Annotated in this window: 16 protein-coding genes and 1 pseudogene; 8 read left to right on the top strand and 9 right to left on the bottom strand. The window is 58.0% G+C overall.

All coding sequences use genetic code 11. The features are described from left to right. Positions 1 to 71 precede the first annotated feature (71 nt). The 3 genes from A3709_RS14790 to A3709_RS14780 are packed head-to-tail and all read left to right on the top strand — an operon-like array spanning position 72 to position 2,545. A complete protein-coding gene (locus A3709_RS14790) occupies positions 72 to 356 on the top strand; it encodes a DUF3302 domain-containing protein (RefSeq protein WP_066056110.1) in 285 nt (94 codons plus the stop codon). After that, a complete protein-coding gene (locus tag A3709_RS14785) occupies positions 353 to 1,345 on the top strand; it encodes an efflux RND transporter periplasmic adaptor subunit (RefSeq protein WP_066056107.1) in 993 nt (330 codons plus the stop codon). Before A3709_RS14790 ends, A3709_RS14785 begins: the two co-directional genes overlap by 4 nt. Positions 1,346 to 1,360: 15 nt before the next feature. Beyond that, complete coding sequence (locus tag A3709_RS14780) at positions 1,361 to 2,545, top strand: sodium:proton antiporter (RefSeq protein WP_066056104.1); 1,185 nt, start codon at positions 1,361 to 1,363, stop codon at positions 2,543 to 2,545. A gap of 49 nt (positions 2,546 to 2,594) precedes the next feature. Here the strand turns inward: A3709_RS14780 and A3709_RS14775 are convergent, their stop codons facing one another. The 3 genes from A3709_RS14775 to A3709_RS14765 are packed head-to-tail and all read right to left on the bottom strand — an operon-like array spanning position 2,595 to position 7,097. Further along, complete coding sequence (locus A3709_RS14775; RefSeq protein ID WP_066056102.1) at positions 2,595 to 5,873, bottom strand: mechanosensitive ion channel domain-containing protein; 3,279 nt, start codon at positions 5,871 to 5,873, stop codon at positions 2,595 to 2,597. A 28-nt stretch (positions 5,874 to 5,901) separates the two neighbouring features. Then, positions 5,902 to 6,486 carry a TAXI family TRAP transporter solute-binding subunit gene (locus A3709_RS14770; RefSeq protein ID WP_066056100.1) on the bottom strand — a complete coding sequence of 195 codons (585 nt, stop codon included), beginning with the start codon at positions 6,484 to 6,486 and terminating at the stop codon, positions 5,902 to 5,904. Between the two features lie 50 nt (positions 6,487 to 6,536). After that, positions 6,537 to 7,097 carry a hypothetical protein gene (locus tag A3709_RS14765; protein WP_066056097.1) on the bottom strand — a complete coding sequence of 187 codons (561 nt, stop codon included), beginning with the start codon at positions 7,095 to 7,097 and terminating at the stop codon, positions 6,537 to 6,539. Between the two features lie 113 nt (positions 7,098 to 7,210). On the opposite strand from A3709_RS14765, the gene A3709_RS14760 reads away from it, so the two are divergent. Together A3709_RS14760 and A3709_RS24570 are read left to right on the top strand one after the other, a co-directional pair. Beyond that, the gene (locus tag A3709_RS14760) at positions 7,211 to 7,432 is read left to right on the top strand and encodes a hypothetical protein (protein WP_066056093.1); all 222 of its coding nucleotides are present in this window, start codon (positions 7,211 to 7,213) and stop codon (positions 7,430 to 7,432) included. Between the two features lie 35 nt (positions 7,433 to 7,467). Then, a pseudogene (locus A3709_RS24570) lies at positions 7,468 to 8,280 on the top strand (DUF481 domain-containing protein). Between the two features lie 55 nt (positions 8,281 to 8,335). Here A3709_RS24570 and A3709_RS14745 read toward each other — a convergent pair. The 6 genes from A3709_RS14745 to A3709_RS14720 form a co-directional block, all read right to left on the bottom strand. Beyond that, positions 8,336 to 9,040, bottom strand: a complete 705-nt coding sequence (locus A3709_RS14745) for an outer membrane beta-barrel protein (protein ID WP_197484203.1) — start codon at positions 9,038 to 9,040, stop codon at positions 8,336 to 8,338. After that, positions 9,040 to 9,879: a D-alanyl-D-alanine endopeptidase gene (gene pbpG, locus A3709_RS14740; protein ID WP_066056265.1), complete on the bottom strand. Its 840-nt coding sequence runs from the start codon at positions 9,877 to 9,879 to the stop codon at positions 9,040 to 9,042. The genes A3709_RS14745 and pbpG overlap by 1 nt, the downstream gene beginning before the upstream one ends. Positions 9,880 to 9,952: 73 nt before the next feature. Next, positions 9,953 to 10,957: an NAD(P)H-dependent glycerol-3-phosphate dehydrogenase gene (locus A3709_RS14735; RefSeq protein ID WP_066056084.1), complete on the bottom strand. Its 1,005-nt coding sequence runs from the start codon at positions 10,955 to 10,957 to the stop codon at positions 9,953 to 9,955. A gap of 10 nt (positions 10,958 to 10,967) precedes the next feature. After that, positions 10,968 to 13,295: a glycerol-3-phosphate 1-O-acyltransferase gene (locus tag A3709_RS14730; protein WP_082850130.1), complete on the bottom strand. Its 2,328-nt coding sequence runs from the start codon at positions 13,293 to 13,295 to the stop codon at positions 10,968 to 10,970. Positions 13,296 to 13,300: 5 nt separating this feature from the next. Beyond that, positions 13,301 to 14,878 (bottom strand): HAD-IB family hydrolase, encoded by a 1,578-nt coding sequence (locus A3709_RS14725; protein WP_066056082.1) that lies wholly within the window; start codon positions 14,876 to 14,878, stop codon positions 13,301 to 13,303. 392 nt (positions 14,879 to 15,270) lie between these two features. Continuing rightward, positions 15,271 to 16,125 carry a class I SAM-dependent methyltransferase gene (locus tag A3709_RS14720; protein ID WP_066056080.1) on the bottom strand — a complete coding sequence of 285 codons (855 nt, stop codon included), beginning with the start codon at positions 16,123 to 16,125 and terminating at the stop codon, positions 15,271 to 15,273. Between the two features lie 232 nt (positions 16,126 to 16,357). Here A3709_RS14720 and A3709_RS14715 point away from each other — a divergent pair, with 232 nt between their 5' ends. The 3 genes from A3709_RS14715 to A3709_RS14705 all read left to right on the top strand — a co-directional run bounded on the left by A3709_RS14715 (position 16,358) and on the right by A3709_RS14705 (position 20,266). Then, entirely contained in the window at positions 16,358 to 17,416 is a 1,059-nt protein-coding gene (locus A3709_RS14715; RefSeq protein WP_066056077.1) for a glycosyltransferase family 9 protein, read from the top strand. Between the two features lie 93 nt (positions 17,417 to 17,509). Continuing rightward, positions 17,510 to 18,505: an SDR family oxidoreductase gene (locus tag A3709_RS14710; RefSeq protein ID WP_066056074.1), complete on the top strand. Its 996-nt coding sequence runs from the start codon at positions 17,510 to 17,512 to the stop codon at positions 18,503 to 18,505. A gap of 78 nt (positions 18,506 to 18,583) precedes the next feature. Beyond that, on the top strand, positions 18,584 to 20,266 hold the full coding sequence (locus A3709_RS14705; protein ID WP_066056070.1) for a hypothetical protein: 1,683 nt from the start codon (positions 18,584 to 18,586) through the stop codon (positions 20,264 to 20,266). The last annotated feature ends 30 nt before the right edge of the window (positions 20,267 to 20,296 follow it).

Genomic DNA, 20,296 nt, shown 5'->3' with positions numbered 1-20,296 from the left:
TATACTGCTTAAAAGCGATTGATCATTGCTTGTTATGCGGGGCTTTGGAACCCCTATTGTTGGAGTGATACATGCTGGAAATTTTCGCACTGATTGTGCTGGGAGTGCTTGTGGCCACGGCTATATGGCTGGTGGTAACCATTGGCAATATCCCTGGGAATATGGCGCGGGCGGTCAATCATCCCCAGGCCGACGCCATTTCGGTATTGGCGTGGATCGGTTTGCTCACGCTTGGACTGGGCTGGTTTATCGCGTTGGTCTGGGCAAAGACCAAACCGGTATTTGCCACGGCCGAGCTTGAACAACGCGTGGCGGAACTGGAGCGTCAGTTGGAGCAGAAGGAGCCGGCCGCATGATTGCCTTTATATCCATTTGCTATGCGTTGCTCTACATCCTGATATTTAACAAGCTGGGTATCCTCAAAAAAACCATCGGCAACATCGCAGCATTCGCCGGTGTGGGGGTGGTGTTGATCGCCAGTATTGTCTTCATGTGGTACACCTTTGCGCCGATAAGCTCCGATGCGCGTATGTTCAGGTTTATTATTCCGATCGTGCCAAATGTGCGCGGCGAGGTCGTTGAAGTGCCGGTCCAGCCCAATACGCCGCTGAAGCGCGGAGAGGTGTTGTTTCAGATCGATCCGGAGCCATTTGAGATCAATGTTCGCCAATTGGAAGCGCAAGTAGCCCGTCATCAGGCAGAGAGGCGCCTCGCTCAGGTTAATGTGGAGCGTGCGGAGAAGTTGCTGCAGGTGCAGTCCGCCGCCCAGATCGATGTCGATACCTGGACGGCGAACCTGGATATTGCCGATGCCGCCATTCAAAGCGCTGAGGCGCAATTGGATAATGCGCGCTGGCAGTTGGGTGAAACGACCGTCACGGCACCCTATGATGGCTACGTTGTGAATCTCCAGTTGCGCCCTGGCGGGGTGGTGACAACCATACCGCTGGCATCACCGATGGCGTATGTGTCGACAGAATCGAGCATGGTATTGGCCAGTTTCAGTCAGAGTGCGGTACGCAGAATAGCGGTGGGTGACGCTGCTGACGTGGTATTTACCAATGTGCCCGGGCGCACGTTCTCGGGTACGGTTGAGCGCATAGTCGGTGCCAGCAGCGGTTCGCAGTTCGCGGCGTCAAGTCAGCTGCCAACGTTGACTGGGGCCCCGGCAAATGATCGCTGGGCCGTTCTGGTGGACTTGGATGACAAAGAGTTTGCGCAGCAATTAGCTCAGGGCGCCGGTGGTGCGGTAGCTATTTATACATCTGCGGGTAAACCGGTCCACGTCATCAGTAAAGTGGCCGTACGGATGAAAGCCTGGCTGGGATACCTGACCTCTCCCTGAGGTCATAGGTTCAGAATGTACTCACTTCTGGCCGTCATTTGCCTCCTGGTTTTTCTGTTCAGCCTTGTCGCGAAGCGGGCTGAACGGTCTATGTTTACCGGTCCCATTCTGTTTCTGCTTGCGGGAATGTTGCTGGGTGAGGCGGGTGCAGGTTGGGTGTCGCCGCAGATTACCCCTGATGTACTGCGCGTGCTGGCGGACATTACGCTGGCGCTGTTGCTGTTTGCCGATGGTGCTCACTCGGATCGGGCATCGTTGCGCGATCACGCCCAGTTGCCTGTGCGTATGTTGGCCATTGGTATTCCCGGCTCCATCTTGCTGGGTGTGGCCGTGGGTATTGTGCTACTGCCGGCATTTGATCTCTGGCAGCTGGCCATTATGGCGACAGCGCTGGCCGCGACGGATGCAGCCCTGGGCAAATCGGTCGTCTCTGATCCCCGTGTTCCCACGTATATCCGCTCCACCCTGAATGTCGAGAGCGGTCTTAATGATGGGCTGTGCGTGCCCATCCTGCTGGTGTTCATTGCCCTCAGCCAATCACATCATGGCGATGAGCCAGGCATGATAGCGCTTGCGCTAACAGCCCAGGAAATTGGCATCGGCCTGCTGGTAGGGCTGACCGTGGCAGGCCTGGGTTTCCAGTTGATTGCCCTTGCGAAAGCACGTGGGTTCATCAACAGTCTCTGGAAGCGGGTGCCCACGGTTATGTTGGCGTTACTGTGCTTCGCTCTGACTCAGTCGCTGCACGGTAGTGGCTACATCGCCGCTTTCTCTGGCGGATTGCTGTTTGGGCATCTGGCACGCCAGCGAGTGCATCACATGGTGGTGGATGCTGAGGGAATAGGCGAAGTCCTGGGGTTGACCACCTGGTTCCTGTTTGGTGCTGCGGTTGTACCTATCGTCTCCCAGCGGCTCAGTTGGGACGTGGTGGCCTATGCACTTTGCTGCCTGACCTTTGTACGTATGGTGCCTGCGCTGGTGTCTCTCATCGGCAGTGGCGTGAGTATGAAGCACGCTTTATTCATGGCCTGGTTTGGGCCCCGTGGGCTGGCTAGTATCGTCTTCGCGATAATTATTCTTCACGAGCAGGTCAAAGAGGGCGATGACATAGCAGTGATCATCGCCTGCACGATATTCCTCAGCGTGATTCTGCACGGTTTAAGCGCTGCTCCATTGGCGCATAGATTTACCAAGTCCTGACGAAGCCAGCGAACTGCTGGCGCTGTATGCGCAGCTATGCTCCGCTGATCTATGAGGTTTCCTTGGCCAGGCGAATTTCGAGCGGTTTCAAGGTGTCCAGATGAACATCCCGCTGCGGGAAGGAAATGACAATACCCGCTGCGTTGAACTTGTCATTAATGATAGTGCGCAGCTCGGTCCAGGCGCGTGGACGTTCTTCCGGCACGTAGCAGCGCAACCAGAGCAGCAGCGAATTGTCGCCGAAGTCCTCAAAGGTGGCTGTGGGCTCTGGCTCAGTCTGTACCAGCGGTACCTCGCGAGCGGCTTCCAGCATCAAGTCCATGGCTTTGCGAACATCCGTTCCATAGGCTACACCGACGGGAATCACCACCCTTACATTGGATTCCGACAACGACCAGTTAATTACCGGCGTGGTGATCAGTTCCTTGTTGGGAATAAGATGTTCCTTGCCTTCGAAGGTCTGCAAAACCGTGGCTCGAGCGTTAATGCTCTTCACCGTACCTTCGGCGCCGCCGACACTGATAATGTCGCCTACCCTCACGGGCCGTTCGAAAAGTATAATCAGGCCGCTGATAAAGTTGGCAACAATTTCCTGCAGGCCAAAGCCAATACCTACACCCAGGGCGGCCACCAGCCACTGCAATTGCGACCAGTCCCAGCCCACCGTCGCGAGGAACATTGAGACGCCGATGGCGACAACGGCGTATTGCATAATAATGCTGCTGGCGTAACGCGCGCTGGCGCTAACGTCGACCCACTCCAGCAGGAATAAGGTGACTAACGACGGAAGGTGCTTGGCGACCAGTGCGGTCACCACCAGAATGAAGATGCCTACCACGAGATCCATCAGAGTGACGGTGCGCAGGGCGCCCGTTGGATCAGAGGGATCATCCACTTGCCAGAGTCCCACGGAGTCGAGCAGGATGGAGCCCGGCAAACTCGGAGACCAGATAATCCACAGGCCAGTGCCCAGCGCGACGAATCGGATCAGCATTAGCAGCTTGTCGTGTGCTTCTGACAGCGATTCCACATCCACCAGGTCGTCGATTTCCAGGCCGGTTTCATCACCGTCCTCTTCCCTGGCGCGCAGCTCTTCCTTGGCTTTGCGCTCCAGGCGCGCACGGAGGATGAGCAGTGCGCGCTCGAAAATATCGTTGAAGATTTTGACTGCGAAGACCAGCACGATGCTGAGGATGATGGCGTCCAGGTAGATCTTGGCGGCAAACAACAATCCCAGGGTGAGCATGCCGAGGGTGATGGCGGGCAGCAGTATCATGAGGCGCAGGAAGACGCGCAGGTTGCGGTTGTCGTGAAAAAGAGGGTCGCGAAGCAGCCGTAAACTGATGGTAATAATCGTAATGGCTACGGCCGCCGTTGAGGTGGCCCCCAGTGGGCCGCCGCTGGATGCCGAATCCAGTTTCAGCATAATGGTTTCGATCAGCAGTGCAATAAGAATCAAGGGGCCAGACCAGCGCAGTTCTTTGCGTAACACTTCCAGCATACGCGCGTCCCATTTCAGGAAGCGCCGGCCAATGCCCATGGGGCTGAGCAGTTCCTTCACCAGTAACAGGGCATACAGCCCGACCGCCACGAACTGCAGGGCGGGCGCGAGCGCCTCATACAATGAACTGGTTTGTGGGAGCTGATAGAGGAGCGCGCTGGCGATGTAGACGGCGAGCGGTATCGGCAGCACCAGCAGAGCGACGAGGCAAAGGCAAAGGAGAATGTTGCTCAGGGTTTCTGCGTTGAGCAGCGCCGGTTGAGCCAGACGGCCGTTGTATATCGATTTAAGGGGCCTGTGCAGGGCAATGACGGCGAACAGTAGCGCGAGTAATACCGACCCCCAGTCGTGAATCTGATAGCCGCGCAGAAGCACGCCTGGGAGATTAAGCCAATCGTCTACTGACGAAACGCTAGCCATCTGGTTGATCAGGGCGCCTGCACCGATGAAATTGAAGTTGCGCACCCACATCAGGTTGCCAACCAGAAAGCGTTGAAAATCATTGGCGACCAGAATGAGGTTGCTGGCAGACTCGTTGTTGTTGAGCAGGTTCTGGATGAGATCGCGCAGCGAGTTGAGATTACTCTCAACCAACTGACGGCGCTGATCGATCATTTGAATGACGAGTTCGCGACTCTCGGTATCGTCTGGCGATAGTGTCGCGAGAATCTCGGAGTTGTAGTCGCGACTGCCGATAATTTTGCGCAACTCTTCGTCATAGTCGATGTAGTAGAGTGACAAATTAGCCACCCGGTCATTGTTGTTGCGCACCTGACGTCGAATACTGTCTGTGTTGGGTAGGCTCTCGAGCATCTGGATCATGACCCGACCGAGAATCTCCTTGCGCCCGGCCACATCCAGCCGACGTTTCATGAGCGAGTAATCTGATTCCATGCTCTCCAGCTGACGCTTGATCGCGTCCCCCTTGGAGACCGCCTCATCGTTATCGTGAGCATGCTCGCGAGCTCGCTCAGCGAGCACGCGATTGTGTGCGGCAAATTCGCGCAGCTGCGGCGCCAGGTTGCTGATCTGTTCTTCCAGCTCGGTGGTGTTTTCGACCTCTTCTTCGGCGGCTTTGCTACGGGCACTCTCTGCTGCTGTGCGCAGGGCAGCCAGCTCCTGATCGGCGTGCTCGAGGTCGTATGACACCTTTGCCGATTCCGCTGAGCCGATCTCCATGCGGGCCGGGCGCGTCAGCAGGTCAACTTGCAATCGGTGCTGCTCTGCGTGCAGCGCCTGATCGCGAGCGCTACGCAGCGCGTTTTTTACGCGCTCTTCCAGCGTATCACCGGTCATGGTGGGTGCTGCGGCGTTCTGGGTCAGCAGGCCCTTGAGTTCCGTGAGGCGGTTCTGAATGTTATCGCGTTGCTGCGGCCACTCGTCCAGTTCCGTGCGCAACTCGTCGCGACGCTGAGCGAGGCTGCTGCGGCTGGCCTCTAACAGCGTAATCTCGCTTTCTAGTTGTTCCAGTGTTGCATCGGTCGGCACTAGGCTATCCGCCTCGGGTGCCTCGCTGCGTAACGCGTCCAGGGCGCGCTTGAGGCGCTCGGCTTTTTCGGGTGCGGACTTGGCCAGGGCATTGAGTTGCTCGGCCTGCTCGGTATTGCTCTGGGCGTCGCGGAGCTGTTGCTGGGCGGCCTCTAGTTGGGTGATGAACTGGGTTTTGGCCTCATCGCCCAGCGCAGTGTCCAGATTCACCTGATCGATTAACGCGGTGAGTTTGTCCTGAGTGATTGGCGCTGGCTCGCTGGTTTGCTGCGCATTGACACTGATGGCCAAAAGGCACAGAAATACTAGGTGTGCAAAGCTCCATTGCAAGCGTGTCATCCCGTTACTCCTGTGTCCGGGCCACCTGTCAGTCCCGGTTGAGTTCTGACCTGGCTGTGGCTAGCAGGTCTGTGAAAATACGAAAGCTTTCATTGGCAGACAGGCGTTCCTTGACCAGTAAATCAAACGCCTCCTGTTCCAGTGCGTCCAGTTCGCCGAGGCGTTCCGTGACCGATCTGGAGGCGTCCTGCCGAATATCCATGATTCGAGTATAGAATACGTCAATCCGATCTTTCTTGGTTCGCTCGCGCCAGCGTGCAAACGCCAGAGATGCTGAGATCAACAGGAACGATACATATACCAGCATGTTGATAGTTTCGGCGTACCTTTCGATAAATCCAGGGTTGTCTCGCTCAAAGTAGGCGCGAGCCCCGCGGTGCAGCGGAAAACTGAGGTCCAGGGGGTCGAAGGATTCGTTGATGCCGGCAAACAAGTGAGGTGCAATGGCGGTGAAGCGTGGTTTCTGCTCCAGAAACGTGCGCGTCAGTTCGTAGATGCTGGCCTCAGAGACATCCTTGCGGGCGATGAGCAGGGTGTCGACGGCGACTGTGGCAATGTCGGTTTCGTTGCCTGGCAGATCATAGGTTAGCGCCGGTATGGTTTTGGGCTTCATGTTTGGTGCAGTGTAGCCGATACCTTCTTTATAAAACTTGCCCTGCGGGTTTAGTTCATTATCCAGCGATACCAGTGAGTAGCCGGGTGTGGCCCAGGGGTGTTGCTGGGGTCGATGGGGCCGAAGTACACGATGATGTCTGTGGTGCCAGGGTCAAAGGCTTCGCTGATCGTGTACTGGTCTGGTGTCAGCCCCATGCGATGGGTGACCAGTTCGATAAAGCGGATGCCGGCAGCGGAGCGATTGGCAACATAGAAATCTGCCCCGTTGAGTGGGTTGCCCAGGTCTTCAGGCTCGAGGTCATCCCGGGCGAGTATATGCAGGACACTTTCGAATACGGGTAGCACCGTGCGTAAGCCTTCAACAAAGGGCGTACTGTTTTCGAGGAGTGCGAGATCGGCAAGGTCAGAGGTGAGCGCGTCCACCGACGATGTTCCCGGCGGCGCCTCCGCCGGAATGAGCGTCAGTCTTGATTGGTCTTCGAAGATGGCGTGGACCGCGTCTGAATCGAATTGACGGTATTCGGCGATGGGTATGCGGGCAGAGCCCACGGTGGTGTCACAGCTGATTAGCAAAAGCGTGGCTAGCAGCAAGAGGGCGCGATAAGTCATTCGCTAAGTGTAGGCCAAAGGCTTGTTCAGCGAAACGCAGTGTCGGCGCCATGGCCGAGCTCAGTGTTCTATGCTGATAGAGCGCAAAGTGGGAAGCTCCGAGGAGGCTACTCATGTTTTTTCTGCGTCTTTTACGCCTGGCCTGGCTGCCAGTCTGCCTGTGCATGTCGCACTCGGCTATGTCATCAGAGAGTGCAGATGTATCGCCTGCTACCGATGAGGTGGTTTTGAATAATGGCTCGCGCTTCGTTGGTGAGCTCACAGATATGCGTGATGGAGCTGTACAGTTTGAAACGGAGTTGCCAGCACGCTGGAAATTGCCGTTGAGCATATAGCCTCGATAACTACTGGCGGTGCGGTTTTGGTGCAGATGGCTGATGCATCGGTTATCGAAGATTTGCCGCTACACATCGAGGGGCACGAGCTGCTAGTGCCCGGTGAGCAACTGCCTCTCCCTCTAGTGACCTTGCGTGTGGTCAATCCTGAACCCTGGGAGTTGGGCGAGGGCTATAAGTGGACGGTGGATATCAGTTTTGCGTTTTCGATTGAGCGGGGCAATAGCGATTCTTACGAATTGGATTACGCGATGAACACTGTGTGGCAGGGCCAGGATGATCGCTACATCCTCAAGCTCAGGGGTGAGCTTGATGAAGCCAACGACAATAAGAATGCGGACAACGGGAACATTATCGGCAAGTACGATTCCTATTTTGATCCGCCGGATGGGGAGGCATTTAGCAGCCGCAATTGCTGGGGCTGGTACATGTACGCGGAGGAAGATCAGTTTGCAGACCTCAATTTGCGTTATTTTACCGGACCCTACATCGGTCGCGACTTTCTCACCCGGCCGAGGTTTAAGCTGTCTGCCGAAAGCGGCCTGTCCTATGTCAGTGAAGACTTTATCAACGCCCGTGATCAGGAGTATCCCGGTGCCACCTGGAATCTGTAGCTCAGCAGTGATTTTCTGGGCGGTGATTCCAGCCTGTATATGGATCAGCTGGGAGTGTGGAATCTGTCGGAAACGTCGGACGTGGTCATCAACACGTCTTTTGGCCTCTCTTTCCCATTGCTGCTGGGGTTCGAGGCCGCCGCGGAGATTCTTCTGGAGTACGATTCAGGAGCAGTGGAGGGCGTCGAACGCATGGATGAAACCTATGCCCTGCGGTTGGGTTATTACTGGTAGCGGCGCTGTAGGAGCAGCGCGGCTGTCACGCTGCACATGAAGAGGCGCTCGACGGCTACATCTTGGTGGTAAAGGTCAGCACAAACTGCGGACCTTCAATATCGATGGCCCCGACGGTGTCGGAGAAGTCCAGTTCCGCTGACATGTAGCGCACGCCAAAGCCTAGGTGCTTGCCCTTGGCATAGCGATAGTCGAGGCCGGCGCGCGCGTAGTAACCCACATCCCAGTCGGAGGCTTCCGAGCCGTTAACCACGATGGTGCCGCTGGGCGCCGCCACTTCTTCGTCTTCCAACTCCAGCTTGCCATACATCAGCATGGGGCCGGCGCCGGCATAGGCTGCCAGTTTGGGCGCCAGGCCGCCGCGTACATAGGCGCCCAGGTGCATTTCACCCAGGAACAGACCGTTGTCCAGATCAAAGCGAATGACGGCGCCATTGTCGCCGCCGATAACGCCTGAGACACGGGTGTCGCTGCTTTTCCAGGAAATGCTGCCGCCCGGATTAATGCCCCAGCGCCAGGTGTCACTGCCCCCCCAGGCGTATTCGGCTTCGAGGCCGCCGCCGAGCATGGATGAGGGGAATTCCACATCGGCGATCTCGCCGCCCAGTTCGTCCCAGCTTGCGCTCTGGTCATTCAGTTGCAGGTTACCGATAAAGCCCTGGTAGAGAGGTGCGTATTCAGTTTCCTGATCGGCATGGGTCGCCAGAGACGTCAGCCCGAGCATTGCCAAGCACAGGGTAAGGGGGAGTAGAGATTTCATCAGCTGTTCGCCAGCATCCATTTGCGTAGTCGGTTGGAGTCACCAAAGGGGGTGAGTTTGCCGAAGGAGTTGAGCAGCACGATAGAGACATCCTCGCCTTCGATATTGGCCTGCATGACGAGGCAGCGCCCGGCTTCGTTGATATAGCCGGTTTTGGACAGCTCGATATCCCAGCTGGCGTTTTTCAGCAGGCGGTTGGTATTGCCATAGGTGAGGTGGCCGCGACCGCGATACGGGTATACATCTTTGCGGGTGGTGGTACTGGCCTCGGTAATCAGCGGGTAGTCCTCGGCGGCTTCAATCATTTTGGCCAGGTCGCTGGCGGTGGATACGTTCTCTGACCTGAGGCCGGCGGGGTCTGCAAAGTGGCTGTTGTGCATGCCTAACTCGCGGGCTTTGCGATTCATGTCGGCGAGGAAGTTATCCATGCCACCGGGGTAGGTTCTGCCCAGTGCGGTGGCAGCCCGGTTCTCCGATGACATCAGTGCCAGCAGGAGCATTTCGCGGCGGGTCAGGCTGGCGCCGTATTCCAGGCGCGAGCCGGTCAGTCGGATCAGATCGCGATCGTCCTTGGTAATGGTGATTTTTTCATCCAGGGAGACGCCCGAGTCGAGAATGACAATGGCCGTCATCATCTTTGTGATGGAAGCAATGGGGCGAACGGTGTCTACGTCCTTGCCGTAGATCAGGTTGCCCTTGTCATCCAGCACAATCGCCGAGGCGGATTTCAGCCCCGGGTTGCCCGGTAAGTCGGTAAATTTCGAGGTGCCCGCTAGTGCGGATGTCGTTGCACAGGCCCAGATGGCCAGCCCCGTGCAGAGGTTTCTGGCAATTCGCATGGTCTTCACGTCCCGCATGGGGTTAATAATAGTTTTTGTCCATTTTGCCCCAGCGAGGGCTAAATCACCAGCATCAGCCGGGCTCTGACTCGGCCCCTGCTTCCACCCGTAGCAGGCCCCGGAAGGCCCGGCTGGCGGTGGCATCGCCGGCCAGCACCCGCGAAACATCCTGGGCAATAGGCATCTCCACGCCATGTTGGGCCGCCAGGGCCATGACCGCCGGCGCACTCTTCGCGCCTTCGGCCACCATGGTCATTTCCTCGATGATCTCTTCCATGCTGCGCCCCTTGCCCAGCTCAATGCCCACGTGGCGGTTGCGGCTCTGGGCGCTGGTGCAGGTGGCAATCATGTCGCCCATGCCCGCTAGGCCCGCAAAGGTTTCTGCGCGGCCGCCCATGGCGGTGCCCAGGCGGGTGATTTCTGACAGGCCGCGGGTAATCAGTGCTGCCCGGGTGTTATCGCCGGCACCCTGGCCGTCGCCCATGCCCACGGCAATAGCAATAATGTTCTTGAGGACGCCACCCAGTTCGCAGCCGATCACATCGGTGTTGGTATAGACCCGGAACAGACCGCTCTTGAAGACTTCTTGAAGTTCCTTGACGATGATTTCATCTTCCATGGCAATGACGCTGGCCGCTGCTTGCCCGGCCATAATCTCCCGGGCGAGGTTGGGGCCGGTCAGCACGCCCACCGGGTGCCCCGGCAATTCCTGTTGGATGATTTCCGTCATGCGCAGCTGGGTGCCGCGCTCGAGGCCCTTGGTCAGGCTGATCACAGGCACCCAGGCACGAATGTGAGTCCTTACTTCCTGAAGCACGGTGCGGAAATTCTGTGAGGGTATGCCCATGACAATCACATCGGCACCGGCGACCGCCGCGCCAATATCACCGGTGGCTTTGAGGTTGTCGTGAAGTTTGGCGCCCGGCAGGTATTTGCTATTCCCGTGCTGTTCATTGATCTCGGTGACAGTGCCTTCGTCGCGCGCCCAGATTGTCACGTCGGTGTTGCGGGCGACCAGCGAGGCCACGGTGGTGCCCCAGGAACCACCGCCGAGAACGGCGACCTTCAATTGTTTCATGCAGTGCTCCTTACACAGACCCGCTATTGGCGACACCAATCGCCCTGATGACATCGATGCGCCTGATCATTTCGCGCAGCTCGCGTGCGACTTCCAGGCGTTTTTCCTTGAGGTCGTCCGCGCCGCCCTCGGTCAGCTGGCGGCTTTGCAGCATTTTATAGGCATTCTTGAACAACAGCTTGCCGATAGACGATTCGCTGGAAATGCGCCGCTGTAGATACACCTGGCGGCCATACGTAAGTGCATCGGCAATACACTCTGCCTCTTCCAGTGACTCATACGCCTCCTTGCGCGCCAGCATGGCGGCGACCACTGAGTAGGCTTCGGTATAGGTCAGCAGGGTGACGTGGGCGACCAGCGGCGTCATGTTCTGGAGTAGCGCGCCAAACCCGGCGGCACCCTGGCCGACGAGGGTCTCCCAGTCTTCGCTGTAAAGCGACATCTCGTCGCGAATCTGCTGGTGGAATTCTTCGGTCGGTGCGTAGAAGAACTCGAACTTGAACAGGTCGCGCATCCGGTCTACCTCGCGCCAGAACACCTCCAGCGCCCAGCTCTCGGGCATTTCGGTGGCTTTGACCAGGGCCAGTTCGATAATCGCCTTGTTGACGAAGAAATGAATGACAGTATTGCGGTAGTAGCTGGCGACTGGATGCTGCTCCAGACCAATGCCGTAGACGACCTCCGGGCCTTCGTCATAGCGGGTGACGATGTTCTCGTCGATCATAATGCCCAGTGGGCCTTCAAGGTGATCACCGAATGCACGGTCGAAATCCGGTGAGATGCGCAGCTGGCGGCTCTCTGCCCAGGCCAGCAGGGCTTCGAGGTCCGCCACCAGTTCCGCCTCGGTGAGCGCCTTGGGCGCGGCACCCAGCAGGCTCATGGTGACCAGCGAGGGCAGGGTAATCGGGGTGACCTGATTGGCTTCCACCGCCACCTCGAAGGCGATCTTGGATAACGCCAGGCGGTCATCGGGGTCGGGCGCCTTGTTGAGTACGACCGGTTCGCCGATATCCATGTAAACCTTGCCCATGGGGCGGGCGAGGCTGCGTACATAGCCGACAAACCACTTCAGGGATTCAGCGCCCTTACCGCGGCCGGTCTGCTCCGTGGCGTATTCCTCGACATCGCGAATAATGTCGTAGCTGATCGAGACGGGGATGATATGGATGTTTTCTGCCCCGGTGTAATAACAGGCCTCCATCACATACTTCAGCAGGCCGTAGCGCGGCGGCATGAGTTTACCCATGCGTGAGCGGGTACCCTCGAAGGACCAGTTCATCGGGAAGCGCTTTTCCATCAGGTAGCCGATGTAGTGGCGCAGAGTGATTTTGTACAGCTCGTTGTCCTGAAAGCTGCGCTTGATGAAAATAGCGCCGGCGCGGTGCAGCAGGTGGCCGAGAATGGGGAAATTGAGATTCGCCCCGCCAAACATATGCGGCATGGGGAAATCGTTGTCGTACATGACCTTGGGTACGACCATGCCGTCGAGATACGTCTTGTGCGTCCACAACAAAATGGAGGGGTGGTTGCGTACTACGGTGCGTGTTTTCTCAAGCGCCGCCTGGTCGTAGACAATGTCTTCTTCGTAGCCCAGACCCAGGCAGAAGTTGTTAAAGCGGGCATAGAAGTCGATCCAGAAGGAACTGGGCGTGGACACCATCTCCTCCATGTAACCGGCTGCCTCTTTCATGAGCGCGTCTTTCGACTTGCCCGTGGCTTCGGCCAGTGCATCGACCTCTGCGTTGTACTCGGCACTCGCCATTAGTGCCGCGGCCACGTGGCGGGGCATCTTGTAGCGACCACCTTTCAGCTTGCGCTCCTCGAGGTCGAGGACCACCGCCGCCTGGCGAGCTACAAAGTTGGCAAATTCTTCCTGGGAGACTGTCTGGTCTGTGCCCTGCTGATTCTGGAAGCGTGCCTGCAGGTTGGCCATGGTGTCTGGCGCGCCGGCGAGCAGATTGACGCGCTCCGGGTGCTCCTCGAGCACTTTGCGGCCTTTGCGTGGCGACGGCTTGCGCGGGTCGCCGAAAACCAGATAGCGGAGTCGGCCGCGGTTGTCGTCAGATGACCAGTTGACGCGCAGCGGGGCAATAATGGTGTCTGCCGGCAGTGCCAGCGACATGACTAACTGGCCGCTGTCGAAGCCGGTGCGTTCGTCCTTGAGATCGATCACGACCTGGGGTGCATCGAAGGCGGCCGACGCATCGCTGTGTACCTCGATCCACTTGCGCAGTATCTCCTCGTCGAGGCTATTGCGCGCATCGAGAATAAACAGGACTTTCTGGTTGTTGCGATCTGGCCAGGGACTTTTATTGTCGTAGAACTGTTCCAAGGTCACGCGGTTTACTTCTCCTGCTGCTTGGCTTTCGATGTAGGCTTGGCCCTGGATTTTGGGGCCGCCTTCTTTTTAGCGGCGGGCTTTTTCGCGGCCGCCTTTTTCTTCGCGGGGACTTTACGCTTCTTGGTGGCGGTTTTTTTCGGGGCGGGCTCTTCGGCCTGACCCAGTGCCCGGGCAAACATATTGCGCACATCCCTGACATGATCGTCGATCGAGTCGAGTGCCCACTTGCTGGTGTCCACCGGCGGCAATACCTCGACATAGACGGTGGCCGGGCGGAACACGAAATCGCCTTTGGGTGCTACGTCACCGGCGTTGCGGATCACAATCGGGATCATCGGCACGCCGGCCTGCATGGCAATATGGAAGGCGCCTTTCTTGAAGGGGGCCAGTTTAGGCGACACGGTGCGGGTGCCCTCTGGGGCCAACACCACAGATTTTCCTTCCACCTGCATGGCCTCGACGAGAGGTTCCATCGACTCGATAGCACTCTTGGCATTGCTGCGGTCGATGAAGACCACACCGCCCATTTCCATCACTTTGCCAATAATAGGCTGCTCAGACTTGATCTCTTTTTTGCCGATCCCGGCAATATCCCGACGCAGCAGGCGGGCGCAAATGACGACATCCGCTTTACTCTGGTGATTGAACACGAATACCGCGGGCCGGTGTGACCAAAGGTGTTCTTCGCCTTTGACGTTGAGGTCCAGGCCGATCAGCGCTGAGGCTGTGTCGGCAAACAGCGAAAACGAGAAGTTGTTTGAGGCGCGCCGCGAGCCGGTGAGGGCGTAGATCGGTAGCCCTGCAGCAAAACTGGTGACCAGGCTGCTGGTGGCGGCAACCGAACGCACAAACTGGGTAAGGCTGGGGCGGCCACGGCTGCCGAAGTGGGCGACGGGCCAATGTTTCTTCTGGGCAATGCGCTCCAGTTTGTCGCTGGGGTTGAGAGGGCGTGGGTGGCCCACGCGCTCGAGCAACAGAATGTCGTCGGTGCTGTCCGAGTAAAAGAAGCTCTGATCGAGGTCGCCATTGACCTCCGCCGCGAGGTCCTCGGCGGCATCGACCTTGCCCTGACCGAAGCAGGTAGGGCTGACCACGCTACCGGTAAATTTACCGTTGGCCACTTCCAAGTGCGTGCACATCACATGCTCGATATCGAGGTCGCGGGCGGCGGGCTCCACCTGGTACGGGGTGGCCGAGGAAATAATCGATACCGTGTGGCCCTTGGCGATATGTGCATCAATGAGGGCGCGGGATTCCGGGTAAACTTTGCGGGCAATCTGTTTGTTGTACAGCTTCTCGCCGACCTCGTAATAGGTGTCTTCATCGATGCCGCGCATGAACTGGGCGTTGATGGCCATCATGCCGGAGAAGCCCAGTGAGCCCATGCCGAAACTGGTCATGGCTGACATCAGCTCGACAAATTCGCGCGGTGACAGGTCGCCCCTGCGGACCTGCTCACGGATAAAAACAGTGGCCGAGAAACCGGAGATGATGGTCCCGTCGAAGTCGAAAATGGCAAGAATGTGCGGGCCGGAGGGAGACTTCTCGATGTCCTCGAGAAGTTGATCGATATTTGCCATGGAACAACTCTGCAATGGTTAAGCGTGAAGAATAGCGTAATTACATGCGCAATGTATCGGCGTGTGATCGCAAGCGTGACTCAGGCCCGGATAAGGAGGCGAAAAAAAGCCCCGGCGCAGTCCGTGCGCCAGGGCTTGTGTGAGGGGCAATGCTTTAACTTGTTGCCTTTGTAGGTCTTTCCGGCCCGCTACCGGATCAGGTCCCTCTGGCCTTGATGGTTGTCTCTGACAAACGCCCATCAGCGTCCCCCTAAGGTAACTTACCTTCGCGAAGCGCACTCACCCCATGCGTGAGTACGTTTCAGCAAGTTACGGGGTGAGTATAAGAACCTGAAATCAGAGGGCAAGAAATAACGCCATGATATTTTTTTATTCCTGTTTATAACCTTTGGTTATTTCTTTTTGAACAGCAGGGTCATGCGGTCTGATTCACCAATGGCTTCCATGGCCGCCCGCTGCTCGGGGTTGTCTTTGCTGCCACGCAGGCTGGGGGGTAGGCGCCAGACCACATCTTCGGCGCCTGGCTTGTCCTTGGGATTGGCGTTGATTTCGCTGGAGGCCACCAGTTCAAAGCCCGCTTCCTCGAACATGCTGATCACGTCAGACTGCTTCAGGTAACCGCGGCTGCCATCGGCGCCTTCAGCGGGGGCACTCTCGGGCAGGCGGTGCTGGACTACTCCCACCATGCCGTCATCGGCCAGCATGGCGCGAACACTCGCCAGGGCCTGGGTGCGGGTACCCGCCTTGGCTTCAAACCGGTTGAGGTTGTGCAGTGCGCGCACGAACAGGAATCGATCGACCGTGCCGATGGCATCCTCGGGCAGGGAGTTGAAGGTAATCCCCTTGGCGTTGATGCCGTTATCGGTGAACCCTGCAACCTTGTTGTCAAAATCATTGACGGCGGCGATGCGCTTTTTGACCCATTCCTCAGTCGCAAAGCTGAACATGGGCCACATACGGGCGACATAGTCGACACCATAGATGGTGCCTTCTGCACCCAGATACCCCGCCAGGATCTTGGTATACCAACCGCTGCCAGGCAGCGCCTCGGCCACGATCATGCCCGGTGCAATCTGGAAAAAGCTGATCGTCTCGGCAGGGTGGCGTGCACCATCGCGTGCGCGATCGGCTTCGCTGCGGGCTTCCACAACAGCCGTCAGGGCAGGATCGATGTCGCTGGCCAGGGTGGTCGTGGTGCCGGCAATCGACAAGGCTGCAACGGCGATGCAGGTTTTTACGAAACGCATGTGGGTTCCTCTAAGTAGGGGCCCGCTCGCATGGAGCCGGGCGCTGGGCGATGGATGACAAATGCGGACAATCTGAGCGTAGGCGGGTGTCTCTCCTGACAGTGTGCGCCTGTAGCTCAGTCCCTAAGGCTATATTGTTAGCGCTTTGTCGAGCCAGTGTAGCGGGGATTTCAGCCGGAATATATACTGCGCATCCATTCTCGGCGCACGCCTTGCAACAGGAAAATCCCGCTTGAACGCTTTGTCAGTTTCTCGGCTCGATTCTCAACCCCGGCGAATTCTGCTGGTGCTGCCGACCTGGGCAAGCGACGTGGTAATGGCAACGCCTTTCATCCGCAGCCTCTTTGCCCACTTCTCCCAGGCTGAGATTCACCTGCTGATGCATCGGCGATTGCTGCCGGTACTCGAGGGTAGCCCGTGGATTAATCGTGTTCATTTTTGGGCACCGCGAACCAAAACTGCCGAGGCAAGAGCGGCCCAGCGCGAGCTGATTCATACCCTGCGTGGCTGTGACTTTGATCTAGCGGTTCTGCTCCCTAACTCTTTTCGCAGCGCCTGGCTTAGTTACCAGGCCGGTGCCCGCCGACGGATCGGGTTCGCCCGGGATGGTCGCGGCTTGCTGCTCACCGACAAGATCGCTGCCCCGAATCGTGTCAGGGGCGGTTTCCAGCCCATGCCTTTGTGCGACTACTACGGCGCTCTGGCCGAGGCGCTTGGTATGCCCCATCCGGGAGATCGCGTAGAACTGTTTCTGGTTGACCACGCCGATGCGGCAGTCGATGCCCGGCTCGCCCAGGCCGGTGTCAAACCTCACCAGCCTCTGGTGGTCGTGTCGCCCGGTGGTGAGCATGGGTCGGCTGAGTACTTCGCGATGGTGGCCGATCAACTGGCGGCGCGCTTTGATGTGGCTATCGTGATCGCGCCTGAGGCGGCTGATGAGTCTGTCGCCTCAGCGATGGCTGATGCCATGAACGCTCCTGCCTGCCTCTTGAATGCCCCCTGTCTCAGTATTGGTGAGCTGAAGTCGCTGATGGCAGACGCCGATCTCCTGCTGGGTGTCGAGGGCGATCTGCGCCAGTACGCCACCGCTTTCGAGACGCCGCAGGTCACGGTGTTTGGCACTAATGATCCGCGCTGGAGCGCGATATCCCACCGCCTGGAAATTGGTCTGGGATTCGATGGGCGCACTGCTGGCGGCGCCTCCCGATCGATCGATCGCAAACAGGTACCAACGATTGCGGTGGAAGACGTGCTGGCCGCCTGCGAGGCCCAGTTGAATACTGTTCTCTAGACGCAGGGTTTGCTGGCCGCTGGGGTCATGCTCCAGCGTTGTCGGTAGGGCTATAGTGGATGTCTGTTTCAGCCCTAATAAGAGATATTCACGATGGCAAAAGTTCTGATCACCGGCGCGACCGGGTTTATTGGCAATCACGTGACCCGGCTGTGTCTGGAGCGTGGCTACGAGATCCGTGCGATGGTTATGCCAGGCGAGGATCGCTCGCCCCTCAATGGCTTTGATGTCGAGTTTGTCGAAGGTAACTTGCTTGATCCCGATTCACTCCAGCGTGCCGTGCAGGGGGTGGAAAAGGTCTTCCACCTGGCGGCGTTGTTCGCCATCTGGACCAAAGATCCGGATCTCCATTACAAGATCAACGTCAACGGGACCGAATCATTGATGCGCGCGGCACTGGCCGCGGGCGTCGAAAAGGTGGTGTATACCAGCAGCGTTGCCGCCATCGGTATTCCCGGAAACGGCGCAATTGCCGACGAGAACACGCCCTTCAATTCATGGCCCTGGGCCAGCGACTACATCCTGTCAAAATACCTGAGCCACCAGTTGGTCAAGGGTATGGTCAGCGAAGGCCTGCCAGTGACCATGGTGATGCCCGGCCTGCCATTTGGTCCGGGTGATCGCATGCCAACGCCTACCGGCACCATGATTATCCGCACCCTGCAGGGCAAGATGAAAAATTACTGGGATGGCGGTGTGTGTCCGGTCGATGTGCGTGATGTGGCTGCAGGTCACGTTCTGGCGATGGACAAAGGGCGCATTGGTGAGTCGTATATTCTCGCCAACCGTGAAGGGAATATGTGTAACCTGGATTTTCTGCAACTGATCGGGCGCATTGCCGGCGTCGACAATGTGGCAACCACCGAAGTCTCAGGCAAGGTGATGCTGCGCGTTGCCCGGCTGGCCGAGATCTGGTCATCTATTACGGGTAAGGCCCCGATGACCACGGTGAAAAACACCCGCTATGTCCTGCAGCACGGTTATGTGAACCCCACCAAAGCCATCGAGGAGTTGGGCCTGCCGCAGACTCCGATTGAAACAGCGGTGCGCGATTCCGTCGAGTGGTTCCGCGCCAATGGCTATGTTTAGGCGCTGAGCACTTTCTTTCTGCGGCCTGCCACCGGATACTGGCCGGTATATCACTGACCACCCGGGTGGGCCGTATTCATGCGTCTGTTTGTGCCTCTGGCACTGCTTTTTATTGTGGCACTGTTGCCGCGGCTCTACAGCGCACAAACCCTGGGCTGGGATTGGGACGGCTCGGGCAGTTTTACATTGATCAACTTCGATGAAGGCGGCTCCTGCCGCGCGGCACTGGAGGGCTTTAGTTACTCGCCTTTCATCGGTTACCAGACGATTGCGCTGGCAAGCGCCAGCGGTGCGGTACCGCCTGGCGGAGCCGTGGACAGTGCCGCCTTGGCAAAGCGCTATTGCCACTCCCCCCTTCACATTCTGGTGGCGCGCAGTTACTCGGCGTTGCTTGGCGCCGCCTCGGTTGTGGTGCTGGCGTTGCTGGCTATGCAATTGGTGCCGGGTAATCCAGCGGTCGCCCTGTCGGCCGCTGCCCTGTTGGCCCTCTCTGGCTTTCATATCAGTCAGGCTCAAAGTGGTACAGTAGATGCTGCGTCCACGTTCTTTATTTATAGCTTTCTAGCCGTTCTGGCCTGGGCGCTTCGGCGCCGTTCGGCGCTTGCCTACGGGCTGGCGGTGCTGGCCTGTGTTGCTGCGGTATGGACTAAATACTGGGTCTTTGCCCTGTTGGCCTGGCTGGCCCTGATCCCCTACGACGGATGGCGGTATATACGCCTTGGTTTTAGCGGTGCACGCATTGTTCTGGTGGTTCTGGCTGCTTCTGTGCTGGTTGCGGCGATGGCCAATCCTGCCTGGCCCGCCTGGGGCTTGTTACCGTTGCTGGTGATCTATCTCGCTCTAGTGCCCTGGCGCAATGTGCCTTTGCCCATGGCGGCTTGCTGGCTTGCGTTGCCGTTCCTTTGTTGGGCGGTGCTGCAGATAGACCTTGTGGCCACCTATACCCAAGGGGGCGTCGCCGGCAAATTCGGCTCTGGTTATGCCGCGATTGGTGAGCACAAGTGGCTGCGCAATCTGTTCAATATTCCCATGTGGTTGCTGGTGGCGATTGGCTTGCCAGCGCTGGTGTTTGTGCCTCGCGGTATCGCCGAGTTTTCCAGATTGGATGAAGATCGCCGACTGTGGGTGTGCGCGTTGCCAATGCTTGGCTTCGGCTTGTTTATGGTGTTCCTTGCCCCGGTGACTTACTACCGGCATTACCTGCCTCTTCTGCCTGCTGTGGCCCTGCTCGCGGCACTGGGTTTGCACGCCACGCCGTGGGGGCAGCGGCGCTGGTTTCTGATGTTGTTCTTCGCCTGGCCCGCCGCGCTGGCGTGGGATATGGTCAGTGATTATCACAATGACCCGCGCAAGGCTTTGCGTCCCTGGAATGCGGCGCATCAGGACGCTCAGGTGTTCAGCAGCTATTACGTCAATCCGCCGCCTGGGCGCTATGCGTTGTTCCGCCCCGAATACGCCGCGGGTGAGGGCACTGTGCTGCGCCGGGCAGACTACTTAATTCTCAGCGAGAACTGGTATGACACCGCGTTTGCCAACGAGTTAAACGGCCCGCGGGTAAATGTGCCTGAGCGCCTGGTGAAAACCACGCCTGAATATGCGGCGTTTTATCGCAGTGCCCTCGCTGGTGAGCATCCGCTGCTGGTGCCGGACGTTGCCTATGACCTGCAACACTTTATGCCAGAATTGCTTTTCCATCGCGCCCTGTACGGCAATGTGCAGTTGTTTGTCGGTGATCTTAAAGTATTCCGAATTCGCAAGTGAGCATGCTACTGTGACCGCCATATAAAGAGC

This window comes from Halioglobus sp. HI00S01 (assembly GCF_001635445.1).
GTDB lineage: Bacteria > Pseudomonadota > Gammaproteobacteria > Pseudomonadales > Halieaceae > Halioglobus > Halioglobus japonicus.
Note: the sequence above shows the minus strand (reverse complement) of the source record. Positions and strands in the feature narration are given on the sequence as shown.